General features: G+C 39.2%; 13 protein-coding genes. 7 read left to right on the plus strand and 6 right to left on the minus strand.

Annotated elements, in window-relative coordinates; translation table 11 throughout:
• Positions 1-97 precede the first annotated feature (97 nt).
• The 3 genes from ubiA to glnA form a co-directional block, all read right to left on the minus strand.
• On the minus strand, positions 98-976 hold the full coding sequence (gene ubiA, locus F886_RS15470; RefSeq protein ID WP_005307183.1) for a 4-hydroxybenzoate octaprenyltransferase: 879 nt from the start codon (positions 974-976) through the stop codon (positions 98-100).
• Entirely contained in the window at positions 973-1,482 is a 510-nt protein-coding gene (locus F886_RS15475) for a chorismate--pyruvate lyase family protein (RefSeq protein ID WP_004790961.1), read from the minus strand. Before F886_RS15475 ends, ubiA begins: the two co-directional genes overlap by 4 nt.
• A gap of 126 nt (positions 1,483-1,608) precedes the next feature.
• A complete protein-coding gene (gene glnA / locus F886_RS15480) occupies positions 1,609-3,024 on the minus strand; it encodes a type I glutamate--ammonia ligase (protein WP_171056845.1) in 1,416 nt (471 codons plus the stop codon).
• 728 nt (positions 3,025-3,752) lie between these two features.
• Between glnA and F886_RS15485 the strand changes: the two genes are divergently transcribed.
• The 4 genes from F886_RS15485 to F886_RS15500 all read left to right on the plus strand — a co-directional run bounded on the left by F886_RS15485 (position 3,753) and on the right by F886_RS15500 (position 8,745).
• Positions 3,753-5,312 carry a peptide MFS transporter gene (locus tag F886_RS15485; RefSeq protein WP_081402194.1) on the plus strand — a complete coding sequence of 520 codons (1,560 nt, stop codon included), beginning with the start codon at positions 3,753-3,755 and terminating at the stop codon, positions 5,310-5,312.
• Positions 5,309-7,111 (plus strand): aminopeptidase P family protein, encoded by a 1,803-nt coding sequence (locus F886_RS15490; protein WP_005307191.1) that lies wholly within the window; start codon positions 5,309-5,311, stop codon positions 7,109-7,111. The genes F886_RS15485 and F886_RS15490 overlap by 4 nt, the downstream gene beginning before the upstream one ends.
• A 341-nt stretch (positions 7,112-7,452) precedes the next feature.
• On the plus strand, positions 7,453-7,914 hold the full coding sequence (locus tag F886_RS15495; protein ID WP_005307197.1) for a GNAT family N-acetyltransferase: 462 nt from the start codon (positions 7,453-7,455) through the stop codon (positions 7,912-7,914).
• 246 nt (positions 7,915-8,160) lie between these two features.
• Positions 8,161-8,745, plus strand: coding sequence for an anthranilate synthase component II (locus F886_RS15500; RefSeq protein ID WP_005307201.1), 585 nt, complete (start codon positions 8,161-8,163; stop codon positions 8,743-8,745).
• A gap of 97 nt (positions 8,746-8,842) precedes the next feature.
• Here F886_RS15500 and F886_RS15505 read toward each other — a convergent pair whose 3' ends face one another.
• On the minus strand, positions 8,843-11,608 hold the full coding sequence (locus F886_RS15505) for a M1 family metallopeptidase (protein WP_081402195.1): 2,766 nt from the start codon (positions 11,606-11,608) through the stop codon (positions 8,843-8,845).
• Between the two features lie 13 nt (positions 11,609-11,621).
• Positions 11,622-14,354, minus strand: coding sequence for a TonB-dependent receptor plug domain-containing protein (locus F886_RS15510; protein WP_005307204.1), 2,733 nt, complete (start codon positions 14,352-14,354; stop codon positions 11,622-11,624).
• 357 nt (positions 14,355-14,711) lie between these two features.
• Between F886_RS15510 and trpD the strand changes: the two genes are divergently transcribed.
• Genes trpD through F886_RS15525 form a run of 3 tightly spaced genes read left to right on the plus strand, consistent with a single transcriptional unit; the run spans position 14,712 to position 17,282 of the window.
• Positions 14,712-15,761, plus strand: a complete 1,050-nt coding sequence (gene trpD / locus F886_RS15515; RefSeq protein WP_081402286.1) for an anthranilate phosphoribosyltransferase — start codon at positions 14,712-14,714, stop codon at positions 15,759-15,761.
• A 9-nt stretch (positions 15,762-15,770) separates the two neighbouring features.
• Positions 15,771-16,577: an indole-3-glycerol phosphate synthase TrpC gene (gene trpC / locus F886_RS15520; RefSeq protein ID WP_005307209.1), complete on the plus strand. Its 807-nt coding sequence runs from the start codon at positions 15,771-15,773 to the stop codon at positions 16,575-16,577.
• Between the two features lie 9 nt (positions 16,578-16,586).
• On the plus strand, positions 16,587-17,282 hold the full coding sequence (locus F886_RS15525) for a Smr/MutS family protein (RefSeq protein WP_005307211.1): 696 nt from the start codon (positions 16,587-16,589) through the stop codon (positions 17,280-17,282).
• A gap of 10 nt (positions 17,283-17,292) precedes the next feature.
• Here the strand turns inward: F886_RS15525 and xdhC are convergent, their stop codons facing one another.
• Positions 17,293-18,276, minus strand: coding sequence for a xanthine dehydrogenase accessory protein XdhC (gene xdhC / locus F886_RS15530; protein WP_005307213.1), 984 nt, complete (start codon positions 18,274-18,276; stop codon positions 17,293-17,295).
• Positions 18,277-18,281: the final 5 nt, after the last annotated feature.

Here is an 18,281-nt window from a genome sequence, read left to right on the forward strand (position 1 = left end):
ATGTATTATTTATTCCGCATATTTTTTTATGCACGAATATTAAGACATAAAAAAAGTGCCCTGCATAGAACACTTTTCAACCTTGCGGTCATTTTTACTATATGAAATTTAAAAATATTCCTAGAAAAATGATTAATCCAACCCAGCGATTGTGACGGAATGCCCAAAAACATGCTTGGGGGTTGCGGTCTTTGGTTTTAATTGTTTGATATACAAAATCAAATGCAACAACAATTAAAGCAATGATCGCCCATGGAAATAAGATATTTTCTAAATACAGTGCAGTGCCAATCAAAACAAGACTAGTTGCTTGTAAAAGCGCAATAATCTGGATGTCATATCGACCAAAAAGAATAGCGGTAGATTTCACACCAATTTTTAAATCATATTCACGGTCTGTAATTGCATATTGAGTGTCAAAAGCCACTGTCCAAGCCAGATTACCAAAATAAATTAGCCAACACGTTATATCTAAAGGCTTACCCATTGCAGTAAATGACATTGGAATACCCCAAGAAAATGCCATACCTAACACGACTTGCGGTAAATGGGTATAACGTTTCATGAAAGGATATACAAATGCTAAAGCCAAGCCCCCTAATGCACAGTAGAACGTCGCGATAGGTAAAAAGAACAACGTACAAGCACTGGCAAATACTAATGCTAAGAATACATACACCGCCTCTCTTGGACGGATTACCCCTGTTGCCAAAGGACGTGTTTTCGTACGCTCTACATGACCATCCACTTTTCGATCAGCAAAGTCATTAATTGCACAGCCAGCGGCACGCATAAAAATTGTACCCAATACCATCGCCAAAAGAATATGTAGAGGTGGCATTCCCTCTGCTGCAATCCAAAGTGCCCACATGGTTGGCCAAAAGACGAGCTCTGTTCCAACGGGCTTATCAAATCGGCAGAGATAATAATAAGCCTCTAAACGCTGACGCCATGTGATGCTTGTTGCAGTCGTCATAGTAATTCCTTGTCGTGCTGCTGATTTAAAAAAGCTTCAAAAGCCGGTAAGAATGTTTCTTGAACAATAAATTTACATCCATGCCAAGTATAGCAACTTTGTCGTGTCCAGCCCTCAGGCAAACGAATGACACGGCGGTCACAAAGTGGTGTTGTTCTTTGAAATAGAAAAAAGCCAATTGGCTTAGAACCAATGTGCTGAAATATACGGGCTTTTTTTTGTAAACTTTGAATTGGAAAAATACTTTTTGCTTTCACCCATGGCTCTGCTTCACAGCCATATAAATAGGTTTCCCTCACCCACGAAGTGTGAGCATGAGACATCTTCATCCACTGACTATCTGCAAAAGTTAAACGCTGAAAATGTTCTTGAAAAGGCTTTACACTAAACTGACCACCGCCAAGTTCAGTCAATTGTTGGGTCAGTGAACCAGACGCATACAACCATGTTTTCAATTCAGGATTTAAAGTCTTTTCCTGTTTAAGTACTGGTTGTCGTTTACGCATAATCTGCTCACATGAAAACTCGCACCTAGTTTACCCCAATTTTTTGATAAAAAACGTAGAGAATTCAATCAACATTCCAAGCAATAAAAAAGCCTGCATAAGCAGGCTTTTTTATGAAAATATGTATTACAAGCTGTAGTACATATCGAATTCAACTGGGTGAGTAGTCGTGTTAAGACGACGTACATCTTCAGTTTTAAGTTCAATGTATGCATCAAGCATTTCTTTAGTGAACACGCCACCTTTTAACAAGAATTCGTGATCTGCTTGAAGTGCTTCAAGAGCCATATCTAAGCTATGAGCAACTGTTGGGATTTTTGCTTCTTCTTCTGGAGGAAGATCGTACAAGTTCTTATCAGCAGCTTCGCCCGGATGGATCTTGTTTTGGATACCGTCGATACCAGCCATTAACAATGCAGCGAAACCTAAGTACGGGTTCATCATTGGGTCTGGGAAACGAGCTTCGATACGCTTACCTTTAGGGCTAGAAACGTATGGAATACGGATAGAAGCGGAACGGTTACGTGCTGAGTAAGCAAGCATGATTGGCGCTTCGAAGTGAGGAACCAAACGCTTGTATGAGTTTGTAGATGGGTTTGTGATTGCATTCAATGCACGAGCGTGCTTGATAACACCACCGATGAAGTACAATGCCATTTCTGAAAGGCCTGCATATTCATCACCAGCAAACAAGTTCTTGCCATCTTTAGAGATAGACATGTGAACATGCATACCAGAACCGTTATCACCTACCATTGGTTTAGGCATAAAGGTTGCAGTTTTTGCATATTGGTGAGCAACGTTCCAAACAGCATATTTGAACTGTTGAACTTCGTCAGCTTTACGTACAAGTGTATTGAAGCTCACACCAATTTCTAACTGGCAAGAAGCAACTTCGTGGTGATGTACTTCTACACGGCCTGGGCCCATGATGTCTTCGATTTTTGCACACATTTCTGCACGCATATCTTGTGAAGAATCAACTGGAGGAACTGGGAAGTAACCGCCTTTAACACGTGGACGGTGACCAGAGTTACCAGACTCGTAATCTTTACCAGTAGACCAAGCAGCTTCTTCAGCGATTAATGTATGACGAGCGCCAGACATATCGATGTCCCACTTCACTTCGTCAAATACAAAGAATTCTGGTTCTGGACCAAAGAATGCAGTATCACCGATACCTGTAGATTTTAAGTATTCTTCTGCACGGCGAGCAATCGAACGTGGGTCACGCTCATAACCTTGACCAGTTGAAGGTTCAATAACGTCACAAGTCACAACTACAGTTGGTTCAGCAAAGAACGGGTCGATGAAACCAGTTTCTGCATCTGGACGTAAGATCATGTCAGATGCTTCAATGCCTTTCCAACCAGCGATTGAAGAACCATCAAACATTTTACCGTCTTCAAAAGTATCTTCATCAATAGAATCAGCTGGGTAAGTTACGTGCTGTTCTTTACCCTTAGTATCAGTAAAGCGAAAATCGACCCATTTTGCGCCACTTTCTTGTATGAGTTGAAGGACCTTGTTCGCCATGCTCATTTTGCTCCAATGAAATTTTGTTGCACTTGTTAAGTGCGTGTTAATTGCTGGTATTTATATAGCAATTCTCATACCAACTTTATAAGACTTACCTAAAACATTGAATTGCTTATAACTATCCATGATTTAGGTCCCTTGTCTTGAACCCATTATACTGTTTGCATAGTTAAATGCACCATATTCAGACATTTTCAAATTATGGCATACAAGAATAGCTCGCAATCGCCCTAATTTAGTGCAAAATTGTTGCGCCAATATGAATCATCGCATCAATATCTAACAGTCATTCATGATCATAATACTTTCTAATATATAAAGCTGACTTTCTTATTACAATGAATGAAAATAATAAAAGATGACTTATAAAATTTTAACCTTTAGCTGCCTCTTCTATATCTATTCATGCCTTTGCCAAAAGTTCTAATGCAAATATCTCTTCAAAAAATACTTCTCAAAAATTTAAAAAATTCACCGATCGAATCATTCCTTACCTCAATAAATACTGAAGTTTTATAAAATTAGTTTTCTTTCGCTTATCAAGTTCTCTGCCGTGAAATAGGTTTTGGTCAGCTTTGGTGCAGTAAGAAACCAAAGTTTTTTTACCATTTGTTATATACCTTTTTTATACATGACCAACTTGCTTTTCAATTTAAAAAAATCTAAAAAATAAAACATAACTTTTTTTTATAACTAAACAAACTAAAAGTTTGGCTTATTAAACTACAAATATCTTCAAAGGATTTGAAATGAAGCATGAACTCGAACAATGTGACACCGCTTTTTTCGGCCATCCAAAACCCTTAAAAACTTTATTTTTTACAGAGCTATGGGAACGCTTTTCTTACTATGGAATTCGCCCCTTACTCGTTCTTTATATGGTCGCGATGGTCAATGATGGGGGTTTAGGTCTTGATCGTCCTACTGCCGCCGCAATTGTTGGGTTATTTGCAGGCTCTATGTATTTAATGACCGTTTTAGGTGGTTGGATTGCCGACAACTGGTTAGGTCAAGCACGATCCGTCTGGTATGGTTCCCTCATTATTGCATTCGGTCATTTATCAATTGCGCTTACACCCATCTTCGATCAATTCTTTTTTTATTTCGGTTTAGTCCTTATTGTTCTTGGATCAGGTTTATTTAAAACCTGTATTTCAGTGATTGTCGGAACATTATATAAAGCTCAGGATAGTAGACGAGATGCCGGCTTCTCCATTTTTTATATGGGGATTAATATGGGGTCGTTTATTGCCCCGCTTATTACAGGTATATTGGCTCGCGATCATGGCTGGCACTTAGGTTTTGGGATTGGCGGCCTTGGAATGTTGATTGCATTACTTCTCTTCCGTGCATTAGCCATTCCTCAGCTACAATCATTCAACCAATTGCGTCAGCAAACTGACAATTGGAATAAACCTGTCGTAGAAAATAGAAATGCGCCAAAAATTGCTTTCTCCTTTTTACTATCTGTTGCATTCGTTATTGCTCTTACTTTCTTTGGCGTTATTCATATCAATCCAGTCGCGGTAGCAACTTATTTAACAGTCGGAATCGGCGTTGGAATTATCGCTTATTTTATCTATTTATTATTTTTCCTTGGTTTAGAAAAACATGAAAAATTTAAAATTATTATCTGCTTTGTCTTATTAGCAACATCAGCTCTTTTTTGGTCTGCCTTTGAGCAAAAACCAACATCTTTTAACCTATTTGCGCAAGATTACACAGACCGTATTGTTTTCGGATTTGAGATTCCAGCAGTATGGTTTCAATCAATTAATGCTCTGTTTATTATTATTTTTGCCCCAATTGCAGCATGGCTTTGGGCTAAACTTGGTAAGTCAAATAAAGACCCAAGTTATATCAGTAAATTTATTATTGCACTTTTACTGGCAGCAGGCGGTTTCTTGTTGATGTCATTTGCAAGCCGTTTTGCTATTGCAGGTGGATTAGTTTCACCATTTTGGTTAGTAGGTACTTTATTTCTACTTACTATCGGCGAACTTTGCTTAAGCCCGATTGGCCTATCTACCATGACTAAACTTGCACCTGATGTTATACGTGGTCAAATTATGGGTCTATGGTTCACAGGTTCAGCTTTAGGTAATCTTATCGCTGGTTTAATTGGCGGGCATGTATCGGCAGATGGCATTAATCATTTACCTACCTTATTTATGCGATGTGTTTTAGCGTTAGTGATTGGCGCAATCGTGTTATTTTTATTAAAGAAACCTATCAATAGATTAATGAACAAAAGTACCAGTAAAGTTCAACCTGAGTTGGAAACTATATGAGCGTTTTAACTGTTCCAGAAAAACTTGAGAAACTTCGTGAACTCATGCGCAATCAGCATGTAGATGCTTTGATTGTGATGAGTGCCGATCCACATATGTCAGAATATTTACCAGACTACTGGAAAGCAAGGCAGTGGTTAAGCGGTTTTAGTGGTTCGGTTGGTACGCTCGTCGTGACCCAAAACTTTGCTGGCCTCTGGGCAGATGGTCGCTATTGGGTACAAGCTGAGCAACAACTTGTTGGAACTGGCTTTGATCTTCAAAAATTAACAAGTGATGAATCTTCAACACATCTCGCTTGGATTGAAAAAAATCTACAACCAGAATCAGTCATTGTGGTAAATGGGCATACTTTATCAATTCAGCAATTTAAGGCACTCGAACATACTGCACGAGTTAATAATTATAAACTCGAAACCCAGCAAGATTTAGTCGGAGAGATTTGGTTAAACCGCCCAGAACTTCCATCAAAGAAAATTCATTTCATGCCTGAAGGGCTAAATGCCCTATCTCGTAAAGAAAAAATTCAGGCTATTCGTGAAACTTTACATAGCAAGAATATTGCGGGTCATTTCATTTCATCTTTAGATGATATTGCATGGATCTTAAATGCACGTGGGCAAGATGTAGAATATAACCCTGTGTTCCTTTCACATTTATATATCAGTGCAAAACAAACTGTTCTTTTTATTGATGCTGAAAAAGTTGATGTAAGCATTCAGCAAGCTTTGGCAACCGATGGTATTGAAATTCGTAACTACGAAGATACAGCTAAGTTTTTAGCAAATATTTCAGATGCCTCGGTACTGTTAGATCCAGCCAAAGTCTCGATTTTTCATGAACAAACCATCGCAAAAGATATTCGGGTTATATATGACATCAACCCGAGTACGCTTTTTAAATCGCGTAAACATGAAAGTGAAATTACTCATATCCGTCATGCAATGGTTAAAGATGGAGTCGCGCTTTGCCACTTTTTCCATTGGTTAGAGAAAGCACTTCATCACGGTGAAAGTATTTCAGAACTTAGCATTGATGAAAAGATTACAGCTTTCCGTGCTCAGCAAGAGGGTTTTATAGGGCCAAGTTTTTCAACGATTGCTGGCTTTAATGCTAATGGTGCTCTACCCCACTACCGTGCAACTGAAGAGCACTACTCATTCATTGAAGGTGATGGTCTATTACTCATTGACTCAGGTGGGCAATATGTAGATGGAACAACGGATATTACTCGTGTTATTCCTGTAGGCACGCCAACAGTGCAACAAAAACGTGACTACACCTTGGTTTTAAAATGTCACATTGCTTTGGCAAAAACGATTTATCCAGAAGGTTTAGCTGCTCCTCTACTCGATTCAATTTGTCGTAATACTTTATGGCAATATGGTTTAGATTATCGACATGGAACAGGCCACGGCGTAGGCTTTGCGCTTAACGTTCATGAAGGTCCGCAAGTTCTTTCTTATTACGCGCCTATACATGCTTATAGTAAGTTGCGTGAAGGAATGATTATTTCTAACGAGCCGGGCTTATACCATGAGGGACAATATGGTATTCGCATTGAAAATCTGGTTGCAAACAAACTTCACTCTGGATTTGAAAAAACTTACGGTGAATTCTTGGAATTTGAAACGCTGACCCTTTGCCCGATTCATTTAGATTGTATCGTTGTTGATATGCTAACGAATGAAGAGAAAGATTGGTTAAATCGTTACCATCAAACTGTTCAAGAAAGACTAGTTGAACACTTGTCTGGCGATGTTTTAGACTGGCTGATTTATAACACTAGAGCGATTTAATCTTCTTTTTTAACTCAGGCAGAATAATTTTCTATTTCTAATAACAATCTTATTTTGCCTGAGTTGTAGTTATCTTTATTTTCCAACAAATTAAGATGTATCAAAGCTGATTGAGTTAAATAAAGTTCTAATAAGAAAGTGCCGTTTTTTTCTAAAAAATAAAGTGAAGCGAAATTTTTCATCAATAGCCCTTCAACTATTAGCCATCAAGCAATTTTTAATTTTTATTAGTGATTACGAAACATAATGGTAACTATAAAGAGGTAGTTTGAAGAAAACTTTGTAAGCACTATGCTATTTTTAACCGTATTCAATGTTTCTTTGAATTAAAGGGTTTCCCTATGCAGGTATCCAATTTCGCAGTCACACGTGATGATCATTATACTGTTTCTACAGATCCTTCTAAGCTAGACATAGAAGTGATTCATTCTTTTTTATACCATTCAAAATGGGCAAAAGGGATTGATTTAGAAACAATACAAACCGCCATACAAAACAGTTTATGCTTTGGGTTATATGATCCGAACAACCAACAAATTGGTCTTGCTCGAATCATTACAGATTATGCAACCTTTGCTTATGTAAAAGATGTTTTTGTGATCGATGAATTTCAAAAAATGGGCTTAGGGCTATGGTTAATGGAATGCTGCTTAGAACACTTGCAAACACTTAAACTTCGCAGAATTATGTTACTTACCAGTACAGCCTCAGGTTTCTATAAACAAATGGGCTTTACTCCACTGAATCAAGAAAATTTTGTGTGGCAACTTTTGCCTGATAACACGGAGGCAGTTTCAAATTAAATTATCGATTTTCCCTACTCTTTTTTAGTTTAAGAAATACATCAACTTATAATTATTAATATGCTTTTGCTAGCAATAGAGCATGAAGTTATTACAAGACAAGGAAATTCTGGTACATTAGCCGCTTAGATAGCGGCTTTATTTTTACCCAAAATTTTAGTGAGATACTAAAAGCGGGTAATTAAACGGGTAAAAATTTAAACTGTTATTTAAATAAATACCATATATCAAGAGGTTAGACTCAAAATGCTTCTAATGATCGACAATTACGACTCTTTTACCTACAACATCGTCCAGTATTTTGGCGAGTTGGATCAGGAAGTAAAAGTTGTTCGCAATGATCAAGTCACATTAGAGGATATTGAACGATGGCAACCAAAATACCTCGTGATTGGTCCTGGTCCTTGCTCTCCAAGCGAAGCAGGTATTTCAATTCCTGCAATTAATCACTTTGCCGGAAAAATTCCTTTGCTTGGCGTGTGTTTAGGACATCAAAGTATCGGGCAAGCTTTTGGCGGAAAAATTGTAAGAGCCAAAACGGTGATGCACGGACGTTTATCTGATATGTACCACAGCAATAAAGGTATTTTCAGTAATCTGCCTAGTCCATTCTCGGCAACTCGTTATCATTCATTGGTGATTGATCAGCAAACACTGCCTGATTGCCTTGAAGTAACGTGCTGGACCAATGAAGCAGATGGCTCAATGGAAGAAATCATGGGTGTTAAACATAAAACACTACCTGTTGAAGGTGTGCAGTTCCATCCCGAGTCGATCTTGAGTCAACATGGCCATCAAATCTTTAAAAACTTTTTAGATATTTATGCATAAGACAGCCGTAAATAGATTATTTTAAAAGTAATTTGATAAGAACCCTGAATAAAAAAAGCCAACTGCGATCAGTTGGCTTTTTTCATGGCTGAATCAATTACAACTTTAACTGTTGCACAATTGATCCATCTTGTTTAGCCACCAAAGATTCGCAGAGTTGAATACGTTCTTTGGTTTGTTTCAATCCTCTTTCTACCCCAACCAATTCTTTAGTTCGTGGTGCAAAAAAGTCATTTAACTGTACTGCCTGTTGTTGGGTACATGCTGCCCCACTGAACATTGCAGGAAAACGCCCAGCCGAAGATTTACCTAAACGATCAAATACGGCGTCATGATTTACCTTAAACCAAGACCATAAGCCACCTTGTTCATCTCCATAATTATTGATGGAGTTAACCACAGTACGAACTTCACCGACTTTAACACGCGGGTTCAAAATCAACTGTCGTGCTTGTTGGCGTGTTGCTTCTTGATTTGCTGAACCTAGGGCTGTAAGAATCGCAAGACGTTGTGTCGGTTGAGTCACGCGTTGTAACTCTCCCGATAAACGATCAAAAGCAGCTTGGCCTTTTTCTTGTACACGAACAGCTAAAATGGTTGGTAATAATTCAGGTGTTACTTGCGCAAAGTTAAGCTGCTTTTGAGCAAAGAGTGCATCTGACTGTTTTAACAGTTGTGTACGGACTTCGGGAACTTGAATATCTAAAGCAAGAAACTTAACTAACTCGCTACGCCATAAACTGTCTTCGGCTGATTCATCTTTTTTGTTTACATAACCCAACTGATTTAATTTTGGTAAATATAAATTGGCCAAGACTTTTCTAAAATGTTCACGTTCAGCTTCCGTTTTCAACACATGACGATGAATGGTACTTAACTGAGAAAACAGCGCTGTACTAATTTGTCGGCTATTTGAATTGGCAAATTTCTTGGCAGCATCTACGACAGCCAATAAATTAATATCGCCATGGTTAAATGCCGCTGAAATCGCGTAGGCGTAGGCCAACTGTTCACTGTTAGAAAGCTTCTCTGTAGCGGCAGTTAGACGAGTAAACTCTTTTTGAGGCAAACTGAATTGGTAATACCCTGCCGCATCTGCATTTGGAATATACCAACTGCCAAGGCTAGCACCTTTGAGTTCAATCTTAGCTTCTGCTTGGTCTACCAGCTCACACTGGACCTTACTGGCTGCATTTGGAACTTCATAACGTACACATAACGGTACGCCCCAGAGGCTTCTTGCATCACCTTTTGAGCCCACAGGTAAATAACGAGTTTGCTTCACATTTAAAAAGACTTTATTGCCTTCTTGCTGTAGTGAAGTATTAATTAAAGGTACACCCGGTTGATCAAGGAAACTTTTCATCGCTTTGGCAAAGCGCTCACCTTGCTCAGACTGCTCTGCTAAAGCGCTAATTAAATCATTGGCTGTCGCATTACCATATTGGTGCTTATTAATATAATTGCGTACGCCTTGTTTGAATTTTTCTTCGCCCAAATAGCTTTCAAACATATTTAAAACAGCCGCACCTTTTTGGTATGTAATGCCATCAAAAGCAGTTTGAATATCGGCATTGCTTAAAATAGGCTGACGAATACGACGTACACTCACTAAACTATCACTTTTCATCGCATCAGCAGTATCTGCAATACGTTCTAGGTCAGCATTAAATTCGGGATGTAGTTTTTGAGTGATTTTACTTTGCATCCATGTGGCAAAGGATTCATTGAGCCACAGATCATCCCACCACGGCATCGTGACCACATCACCGAACCATTGATGTGCCAGCTCATGTGCATTGACATTAAATGAATTCTGTACAAAAGAGACTGGTGAGTCCTTATCTAATAACATTAGATAGTCTCTAAAAGTAATTAGCCCCGGGTTCTCCATGGCTCCAGCTGCAAAGTCTGGTGCTGCAAGTAAATCTAACTTGTCAAATGGATAACCAAAGGCAAAATAATCTTCTAAAGTTTTTAAAATGGCTGGCGTTTCAGATAAGGCATGCTGCATTTTTTCAGCTTTAGCATCAGGCGCAATACCACGTAACTGGATTGGCTGCTTACGCCATGAGGTCGCCCCAATATCTGGCCCTTTTTGTAATTGCCACGGTCCAACAGCCAGTGCAAGTAAATACGTTGGTAGTGGTTTGGTTTGTGCAAAACTGAGTGTTTTCCAACCCGACTTTTCTGCTTGCTCTGACGTTTGTTGGGTATTGGCAAAACCTGAATATTTGCTTGGAATCGTCAAACGAATATTAAACGGCGTTTTAAAACGTGGCTCATCAAATGACGGAAATGACTGGCGTGCACTAATTGCTTCCATTTGTGTCATCACATAAGGCTTGCCTTCAAACTCGATTTTATAAATACCGTCGAGCTGTTGGTCATACGCCGCATTAAAATCTAGAACGAGTTGATACTGGCCTGCTGGCAAGGTCTTGGCAAATTTAATTTTACTCACCCCATCAACCTCGGAGGCTTGCTCATATTTTGCTTTGGTTTTAGCACCCTCTGCCGATGTGATATTCACATCTTTCACCGTCAAAGATTTACCATGAATCCAGATGTGATCTGTGGCTTGAGCCAGCTTTAAATGGATAGTGGTTTTACCGGTATAGCCTTTTTGTGCGGGATCAATCTTAAAATCTAAATCATAAGATTCGGGTATAACCCACTCGGGTAATTTACCAATCGGGATTTGTTCACTGTTATTCGATGCAAAAATCTGTGTTGCCGATAAAGATAATAATGTTGTAAGTAGTAATCTTTTTTTAAATGAAGGCTTGACCAACATAAGGGGTTTTATCCTCTGTAGTTTTAAATAAAAAGATGCAGCAATTGCTGTACCACTTCGCTGCATCCATACATCATTCTTAGAATTTATAGTTAAACTCCAACCAACCTTGACGGCCGAATGGCGAATATGATCCTACCGGATAATACGGCCAACCGCCTGTGTCATCTCGTTTCACTTTGTCAAACAAGTTATTAATAATGATTGAAGCAGAAGCTTTTGGAGAGATTTGATAAGTACCGCTCCAGTTCACCAAATACGTTGGGCTTAAGTAAACAGTTTGGTCGCCGTTTGGAATTTTGCCATAACGATTAACTAATACTGTTGATGCCCAATCACCAAAGCTCCAGCTGAGACTGGTATTAAAACGGTCACGCCAATCCGGAATAGTTAAATCTTTTAAGTAATCATCTTTCTCGCCATCTTTTGATTGTTGATATTCATGTTCTAGTACACGGCTATAATTGATTGTCCAGAGAAAGTTACCAAAGCTGTCTGTTTTCCAGCGCCATCTGCTAGTGAAATCAATCCCACGGGTATGGTCTGATGCAGCATTAATCGGAACGATATTTATATTCTTAATCACATTTGGGTCGACAACTGCATTTGCAGGGTTACGCTCCACACGTGCTAATGCATCAATACAGGCTGCAGAGTTAATATCTTGGTTGCCTAAACGACAATCTGCTTCTAAGCGTAGAATTTTGTCCTCACTTAAGTTGGTCACAAGATTATCAATTTTGATATCCCAGTAATCGACGCTGATATCAAATTTATTGGTTGGTGACCAAACAAAGCCTGCACCATAAGATTTACCCTCTTCAGGTTTTAGCTCTTTGTTTCCGGTTAAAGTGTAGTTCGCCCCAGGTGCGTAATCTTTAAAGCTACATTTATCTAAAGGTTGTCCCGTTTGGCTACAACGTAAATAATCGGTCGTACTTGGGAAATAACCTTTTTGCTTATTTAAAAACAAATAGTTCATATCTGGTGCACGAAAGCTGGTCGCGTAGTTACCACGCACCAATAAAGTCGGATGTGGTCTAAACTCGAGACCCGAACCGAAAGTTAGCTTATCAATACTGTTATCTGACAAAGCATAACGGTCATAGCGTCCAGACAGGGTTAAATTTAACGGTTTTGCTAAGGGTAAGAATAATTCTGCGCCAAGTGCTTGGCGGGTACGTGTACCGCCATATTCGCCACTAGAGCTTAAATTATAATATTCACCATTTTCGATCGCCTCATCTGGCTTAATCGAGAAGCCTTGACGCCCAATTTCAGCCACAGCCGCAAGTTTGGCAGTTCCTGCAGGTAGCTTAAATACGTCACCATTCGCGCTTAAGGTTAAACTTTGTGCCCACGACTTATCTTTTTCTTTTGTTGTGCCCGAAATACTTTCAAATTCACTTGCTGTGAGTGGTCGACTTAAACGATCTAAATGAGGTGAATAAATAGGAATGCCATCTGCATCTGTACCAAGTTGCTGACCTAAGAAATATTCATCAACATTCGAGCGTAATAAGCCTTGACGGCGTAGCTGACTGGTATAAATAGAACCATTATAGGCTGCTTCATAACTCCAGCTCGTCTCTCCAATATCGCCTCGAATTCCAAAATTTAAGTTAGAAGAAAGTTCTTTCCATTTTTTATTTATTCGTTCTACCCCACCTAATTCTTCAGGTGCAAAACGGCGATTCCAAATTTCATAATTTCCCGAATCTTGATTTAGGAAATAACCACTCGTTGCAGCTAAAGAAGTCCATGTCGGACTACGGGTATTGTTTTCAATTTGATTTGCCCCAATCAAAAAATCTGCAAATAATTGAGTTTTATCATTTAACTCATAATCTAAACCGAGATAACCATTTTGACTGCGATTTTGAGTTTGAACAGTCCAATAAGTCGGTCGAGCCAAACCACTGGCACAATTGTCTGCCCCTGCTTGTCCAATATTATTGACTGATCCGTTAAATAAACCATTAAAGGCCTGACACCCACCAATTGAAAGATATTTACCAGTATCAGCATTTTTACGACCCACAATAGTGTCTGGTTTTTCTCCTAAACGAGTTCGGCTCTTCATAAAATCTCGATCGGCTGCCCATATCGGTTCACGGCCGCTGAGTTCAATCCCATATACGAGACTAAGCTTGTCTAAAGTTTTACTACCACTCAGTTGTAAACGTAAATTTTCACCGCCTTCTTTGGTTCCGCCTGCCTTGATATTAAATTGTGTGCCGTCTGTTTTCTTTTTCAGAATAATATTCACCACGCCTGCAATCGCATCTGAACCATAAATTGCAGAAGCGCCACCGTTTAATATTTCAATACGATCAATAATCGCAGTTGGAATATTGGCTAAATTTACGAAATTGACAGAGCCATCATAAGGTACAGGATAGTCTGCAACCCGATGTCCATTAATCAAAGTTAAAGTATGATTAGGCCCTAAGCCTCGTAAACTAATGGCATTAGCCGCAGGTGTAAAAGTATTTCCATAATCGGCACCTTGTACAAAACCCGTGTTCTGCGTCAAATTATTGAGTGCATCAAATGCATTACTAAAACCTTGTTTTTCAATATCGGCTGCGGTAATTACGGTGACACTGGTCGGGCCATCTTTTTGTGCTTTTGAAATCCTTGAGCCTGTTACTGCAACACGAACTACTTTATCTGGTTTAGCTTGGTTTTGTGGTTGCTCTACAGTTTCTTGTGCATAGCTTTCTAATGGATGAAAAAGTGCAATAAATACAAAAATAAATGAGCGCTTATTTTTTAACGTCCCTAGATATTTCAAGTTATTTAAATACATATTTATTAGTAGACAAAATAAAGATTGCCCTAATATATCCACTTTAATTTGATTGATTTATACACATTTTTCCTAGGTATATTTGCGTTTAAGATATACCAAATGGTTAATTATTTATCATAAAAACTCACAATAAACTAAAACCTTTTTCCATAAATAAATTCTGTTTATTAATCAAACTAAAGTAAGAAACGAGCAAAATTTTTAAAACTATGATCGAACAACAAAAATCTTTGATTATTTTCTGCTAACATAGCTCCCCGTAGCTAGTGAATCATGGAACGCAACAAGCCGAACCTTCCACTCTTGATCAACTTCACCTAAAAATTTCAATCATTAATGCTGTAAATCATGACTATGAATATCCAACAGGCGCTCAACCACATTACCAAAAACATTCATTTGACTCAGCCTCAAATGGAAGACATCATGCGCAGCATCATGCAAGGTGAGGCAACTGAAGCACAAATTGGTGCTTTAATGATGGGCTTACGCATGAAGGGTGAAAGTATTGATGAAATGACTGCAGCTGCACGTGTCATGCGTGAATTTGCGATTAAAATTGATGTCAGTGATATCAAACATTTAGTTGATATTGTGGGGACTGGCGGCGATGGGCAAAACTTATTTAATGTCTCTACGGCTTCAAGCTTTGTGATTGCGGCAGCCGGTGCAACCATTGCAAAACATGGTAACCGTGGTGTTTCGAGTAAATCAGGCTCATCAGACCTACTTGAACAAGCAGGTATTCATCTTGATTTAGATATGCAACAAACCGAACGCTGTATCCGTGAAATGGGTATAGGTTTCTTGTTTGCACCAAACCATCATAAAGCAATGAAATACGCTGCTGGGCCACGTCGTGAGCTTGGTGTCCGCAGTATTTTCAATTTACTGGGGCCGCTTACGAATCCAGCGGGCGTGAAACGCTTTGTGATTGGTGTATTTTCAGATGAACTTTGCCGCCCAATTGCTGAAGTTATGAAGCAACTCGGTGCTGAACACGTGATGGTCGTTCATTCAAAAGATGGTCTTGATGAAATCAGTCTTGCTGCTCCTACTGCTGTTGCCGAACTGAAAGATGGTGAAGTTACTGAATGGACGCTTAATCCTGAAGATGTCGGAATTGAGTCACAAACCTTAAGTGGTTTGGTGGTTGCTGATGCATCGGCAAGTCTAAAATTGATTAAAGATGCTTTAAGCAAAAATAAATCCGATATTGGTGAAAAAGCAGCAAACATGATTGCGCTTAATGCAGGTGCAGGTATTTATGTAGCTGGCATTACCAAGACTTATGCTCAGGCTGTTACATTCGCGCAAGATATTATTTATGGCGGACAAGCTTTAGAAAAAATGAGTGTTTTGGCTGAATTTACCAAAACATTAAAACAATGTCAGGCAGATTAAGGACTTCTCATGATTAATATTCAAAATACCATTTTAGGTAAAATTGTTGACCGTAAACATGAGGAACTTGCTGCGCGTTTAAAACAACGTAATTTGCAAGATGTTGAAGAATTAGCAAAAGCTGCGACTCCAGTGCGTGGCTTTGCAAATGCTTTAAAACATAAACGTCCGGGTGTGATTGCTGAAATTAAAAAAGCGTCTCCATCAAAAGGAATTATTCGCGCAGATTTTAATCCTGCTGAAATTGCAGAGCAATATGAACAAGCTGGAGCAGCATGTTTATCGGTATTGACCGATGTTGATTTCTTTCAAGGTGCAGATGAAAATATTGCGATTGCCCGTAATCATTGTGCCCTACCTGCTTTACGTAAAGACTTTCTGATTGACCCATATAATGTAGTTGAAGCACGTGCTTTGCATGCTGACTGTATTTTATTAATTGTTGCATGTTTGTCTGACCAGCAACTCGAAGAAATGTCTAAAACTGCGTTTGAACATCAACTCGATGTATTAGTTGAAGTTCATGACGAAGAAGAAATGGAACGCGCTTTAAAGCTTTCTGAGCAATGTTTATTAGGTGTGAATAACCGTAATTTAAAAACGTTTGATGTGGATTTAAATACATCCATTCGATTGAAAAAATTACTTCCGGCCTCACGTTTATTAATCACTGAAAGCGGTATTGCGACACCAGATGATGTGCGCATGATGCAAGAGCATGATATTCATAGCTTCTTGGTCGGCGAAAGTTTTATGAAACAACCACGTCCAGATCAAGCTTTTACTGCCCTTTTTGGACAACCTCAAACGGTTTAATGAAGATATATGAGTAATAAAGATTCATCGCTTTCTAAAGAGCAACAAAAGTTATTGAAGCAATTTAAAAAGCAAATCTCCAATCCTCATTCAAGCAAAATCGCAAGTCAGCCTGAGACCAAACAACCTCAGGCTGAGTCTGAAGAATTGGAAAATGCAAATCTGTTTCAAAGCGCTGTAGCAGGTGTTAAGCCCATCAATAATAGTAATATTGCTGATGTTAGAGTTCCTCGCGCCAGAAAAGTTGATGCTCAAACATTAGCTAAACGTGCAGCTGCCGAAGGTGGTCGTGACACTGAGCATGCCGAACTATCTGATACACAAGCTGCTTTAAATCCTGTGGCAAGCCAAGCAACGTTAAGTTATCGCATTGCGACTCTTCAACATAAGGTTTTTGAAGACTTAAAAGCAGGCAAGATGCGTTGGTTTGAAGCTGTAGATTTACACGGCTGTACCATTGAGCAAGCACGTGACGCAGTTTTACAAATTATTCAGATGGCAAAAGATGAAAATCAAAATGTCATCAAAATCGTGCATGGCAAAGGCCCAGAAGCAGTCTTAAAAACCTATGTCAACGGATGGTTACGTCAACACCGCGATGTTTTGGCTTTTGTAAGTGCGCCAGAAAATCAAGGTGGCACAGGTGCCGTTCTCGTTCTGCTTAAACGTGCAGAAAAAAATCCAAAATTCGAACAAAAGAAATGATCTTAAAAGATCATTTCTTTACATCAAACACCTGCAATAATTGAGCAACTACTGCAACAGCAATCATTGCAGGTTGTTTCGCTGAAATTCCTTCTATCCCGATCGGGCAAACCAAACGTTGTAATGTTTCCTGAGTATAACCACGTATTTGCATACGCTTTTCAAAAATAGCCCTTTTACTTTTTGAGCCAATCATCCCAACATAAGCAAATGGTTTTGCCTCAGGTTTCAAGGCTGTAAAACACAGTTGCAAATCTAATTGATGATCATGAGTTAAAATTAAAACTGCACCTGAACGGTCAAAATGCTCAATTTCGGCTTCAAGCGTATCAGTCGTTAAACATTGCACCTGTTCCAGTAAGTCTGATGGGAAAATATCATCCCTCGAATCAATCCATTTCACCCGAACACCAATAGGCAATAAACAACGGACAATTGCTTCCCCCACATGCCCTGCTCCACAAATCAGTACTTGCATGGCATAAGGTTGAATCTGCTGCCCAAATTGCCATTCTTCACTACTGCCAGAATGAAACTCGAAACTTAGGTGTTGTTCTATATTCATAGTCTGCCAAGTGGACGCATATTGATGCGAGACCGTACGCCATACATGCTTTCCGGCTCGCCATGCTTGCAAACTCACAGATAAATCCGATGCGATCTCAGCGGATGATATTTTTTCAAACAATAACCACATTACTCCGCCACAACACTGTCCCAGCCGAGCACTGAGGTTAAAGCGTTCAATACGCCTCACATAAGTTTCCGTTTCTTTTAACATTGCTTTAGCAATATCAATAGCCTGAAATTCTAAATGCCCACCACCAATCGTATCGGACTGCTGCCATTGCTGTTGCAAATTAAACCGTAATAACATGGTTGCACCAACTTCTCGTGGTGTTGAACCATCAGCGCGGACCACTGTGACCAATACCATAGGTAGAGCATCGACTTGCCACGCTACAAAATCAGTCCACCATTGTAAATGTTGCATAATCT

Origin of the sequence: Acinetobacter sp. NIPH 542 (assembly GCF_000369825.1) — a bacterium.
Taxonomy (GTDB): domain Bacteria; phylum Pseudomonadota; class Gammaproteobacteria; order Pseudomonadales; family Moraxellaceae; genus Acinetobacter; species Acinetobacter oleivorans.

What these genes read in the sequence shown, in the direction of transcription:
- ubiA (WP_005307183.1), bottom strand. Translation starts at nt 976, where the DNA reads ATGACGACTGCAACAAGCATCACATGGCGTCAGCGTTTAGAGGCTTAT.
- F886_RS15475 (WP_004790961.1), bottom strand. Translation starts at nt 1,482, where the DNA reads ATGCGTAAACGACAACCAGTACTTAAACAGGAAAAGACTTTAAATCCT.
- glnA (WP_171056845.1), bottom strand. Translation starts at nt 3,024, where the DNA reads ATGAGCATGGCGAACAAGGTCCTTCAACTCATACAAGAAAGTGGCGCA.
- F886_RS15490 (WP_005307191.1), top strand. Translation starts at nt 5,309, where the DNA reads ATGAGCGTTTTAACTGTTCCAGAAAAACTTGAGAAACTTCGTGAACTC.
- F886_RS15495 (WP_005307197.1), top strand. Translation starts at nt 7,453, where the DNA reads ATGCAGGTATCCAATTTCGCAGTCACACGTGATGATCATTATACTGTT.
- F886_RS15500 (WP_005307201.1), top strand. Translation starts at nt 8,161, where the DNA reads ATGCTTCTAATGATCGACAATTACGACTCTTTTACCTACAACATCGTC.
- F886_RS15505 (WP_081402195.1), bottom strand. Translation starts at nt 11,608, where the DNA reads ATGCAGCGAAGTGGTACAGCAATTGCTGCATCTTTTTATTTAAAACTA.
- F886_RS15510 (WP_005307204.1), bottom strand. Translation starts at nt 14,354, where the DNA reads ATGTATTTAAATAACTTGAAATATCTAGGGACGTTAAAAAATAAGCGC.
- trpD (WP_081402286.1), top strand. Translation starts at nt 14,712, where the DNA reads ATGAATATCCAACAGGCGCTCAACCACATTACCAAAAACATTCATTTG.
- trpC (WP_005307209.1), top strand. Translation starts at nt 15,771, where the DNA reads ATGATTAATATTCAAAATACCATTTTAGGTAAAATTGTTGACCGTAAA.
- F886_RS15525 (WP_005307211.1), top strand. Translation starts at nt 16,587, where the DNA reads ATGAGTAATAAAGATTCATCGCTTTCTAAAGAGCAACAAAAGTTATTG.
- xdhC (WP_005307213.1), bottom strand. Translation starts at nt 18,276, where the DNA reads ATGCAACATTTACAATGGTGGACTGATTTTGTAGCGTGGCAAGTCGAT.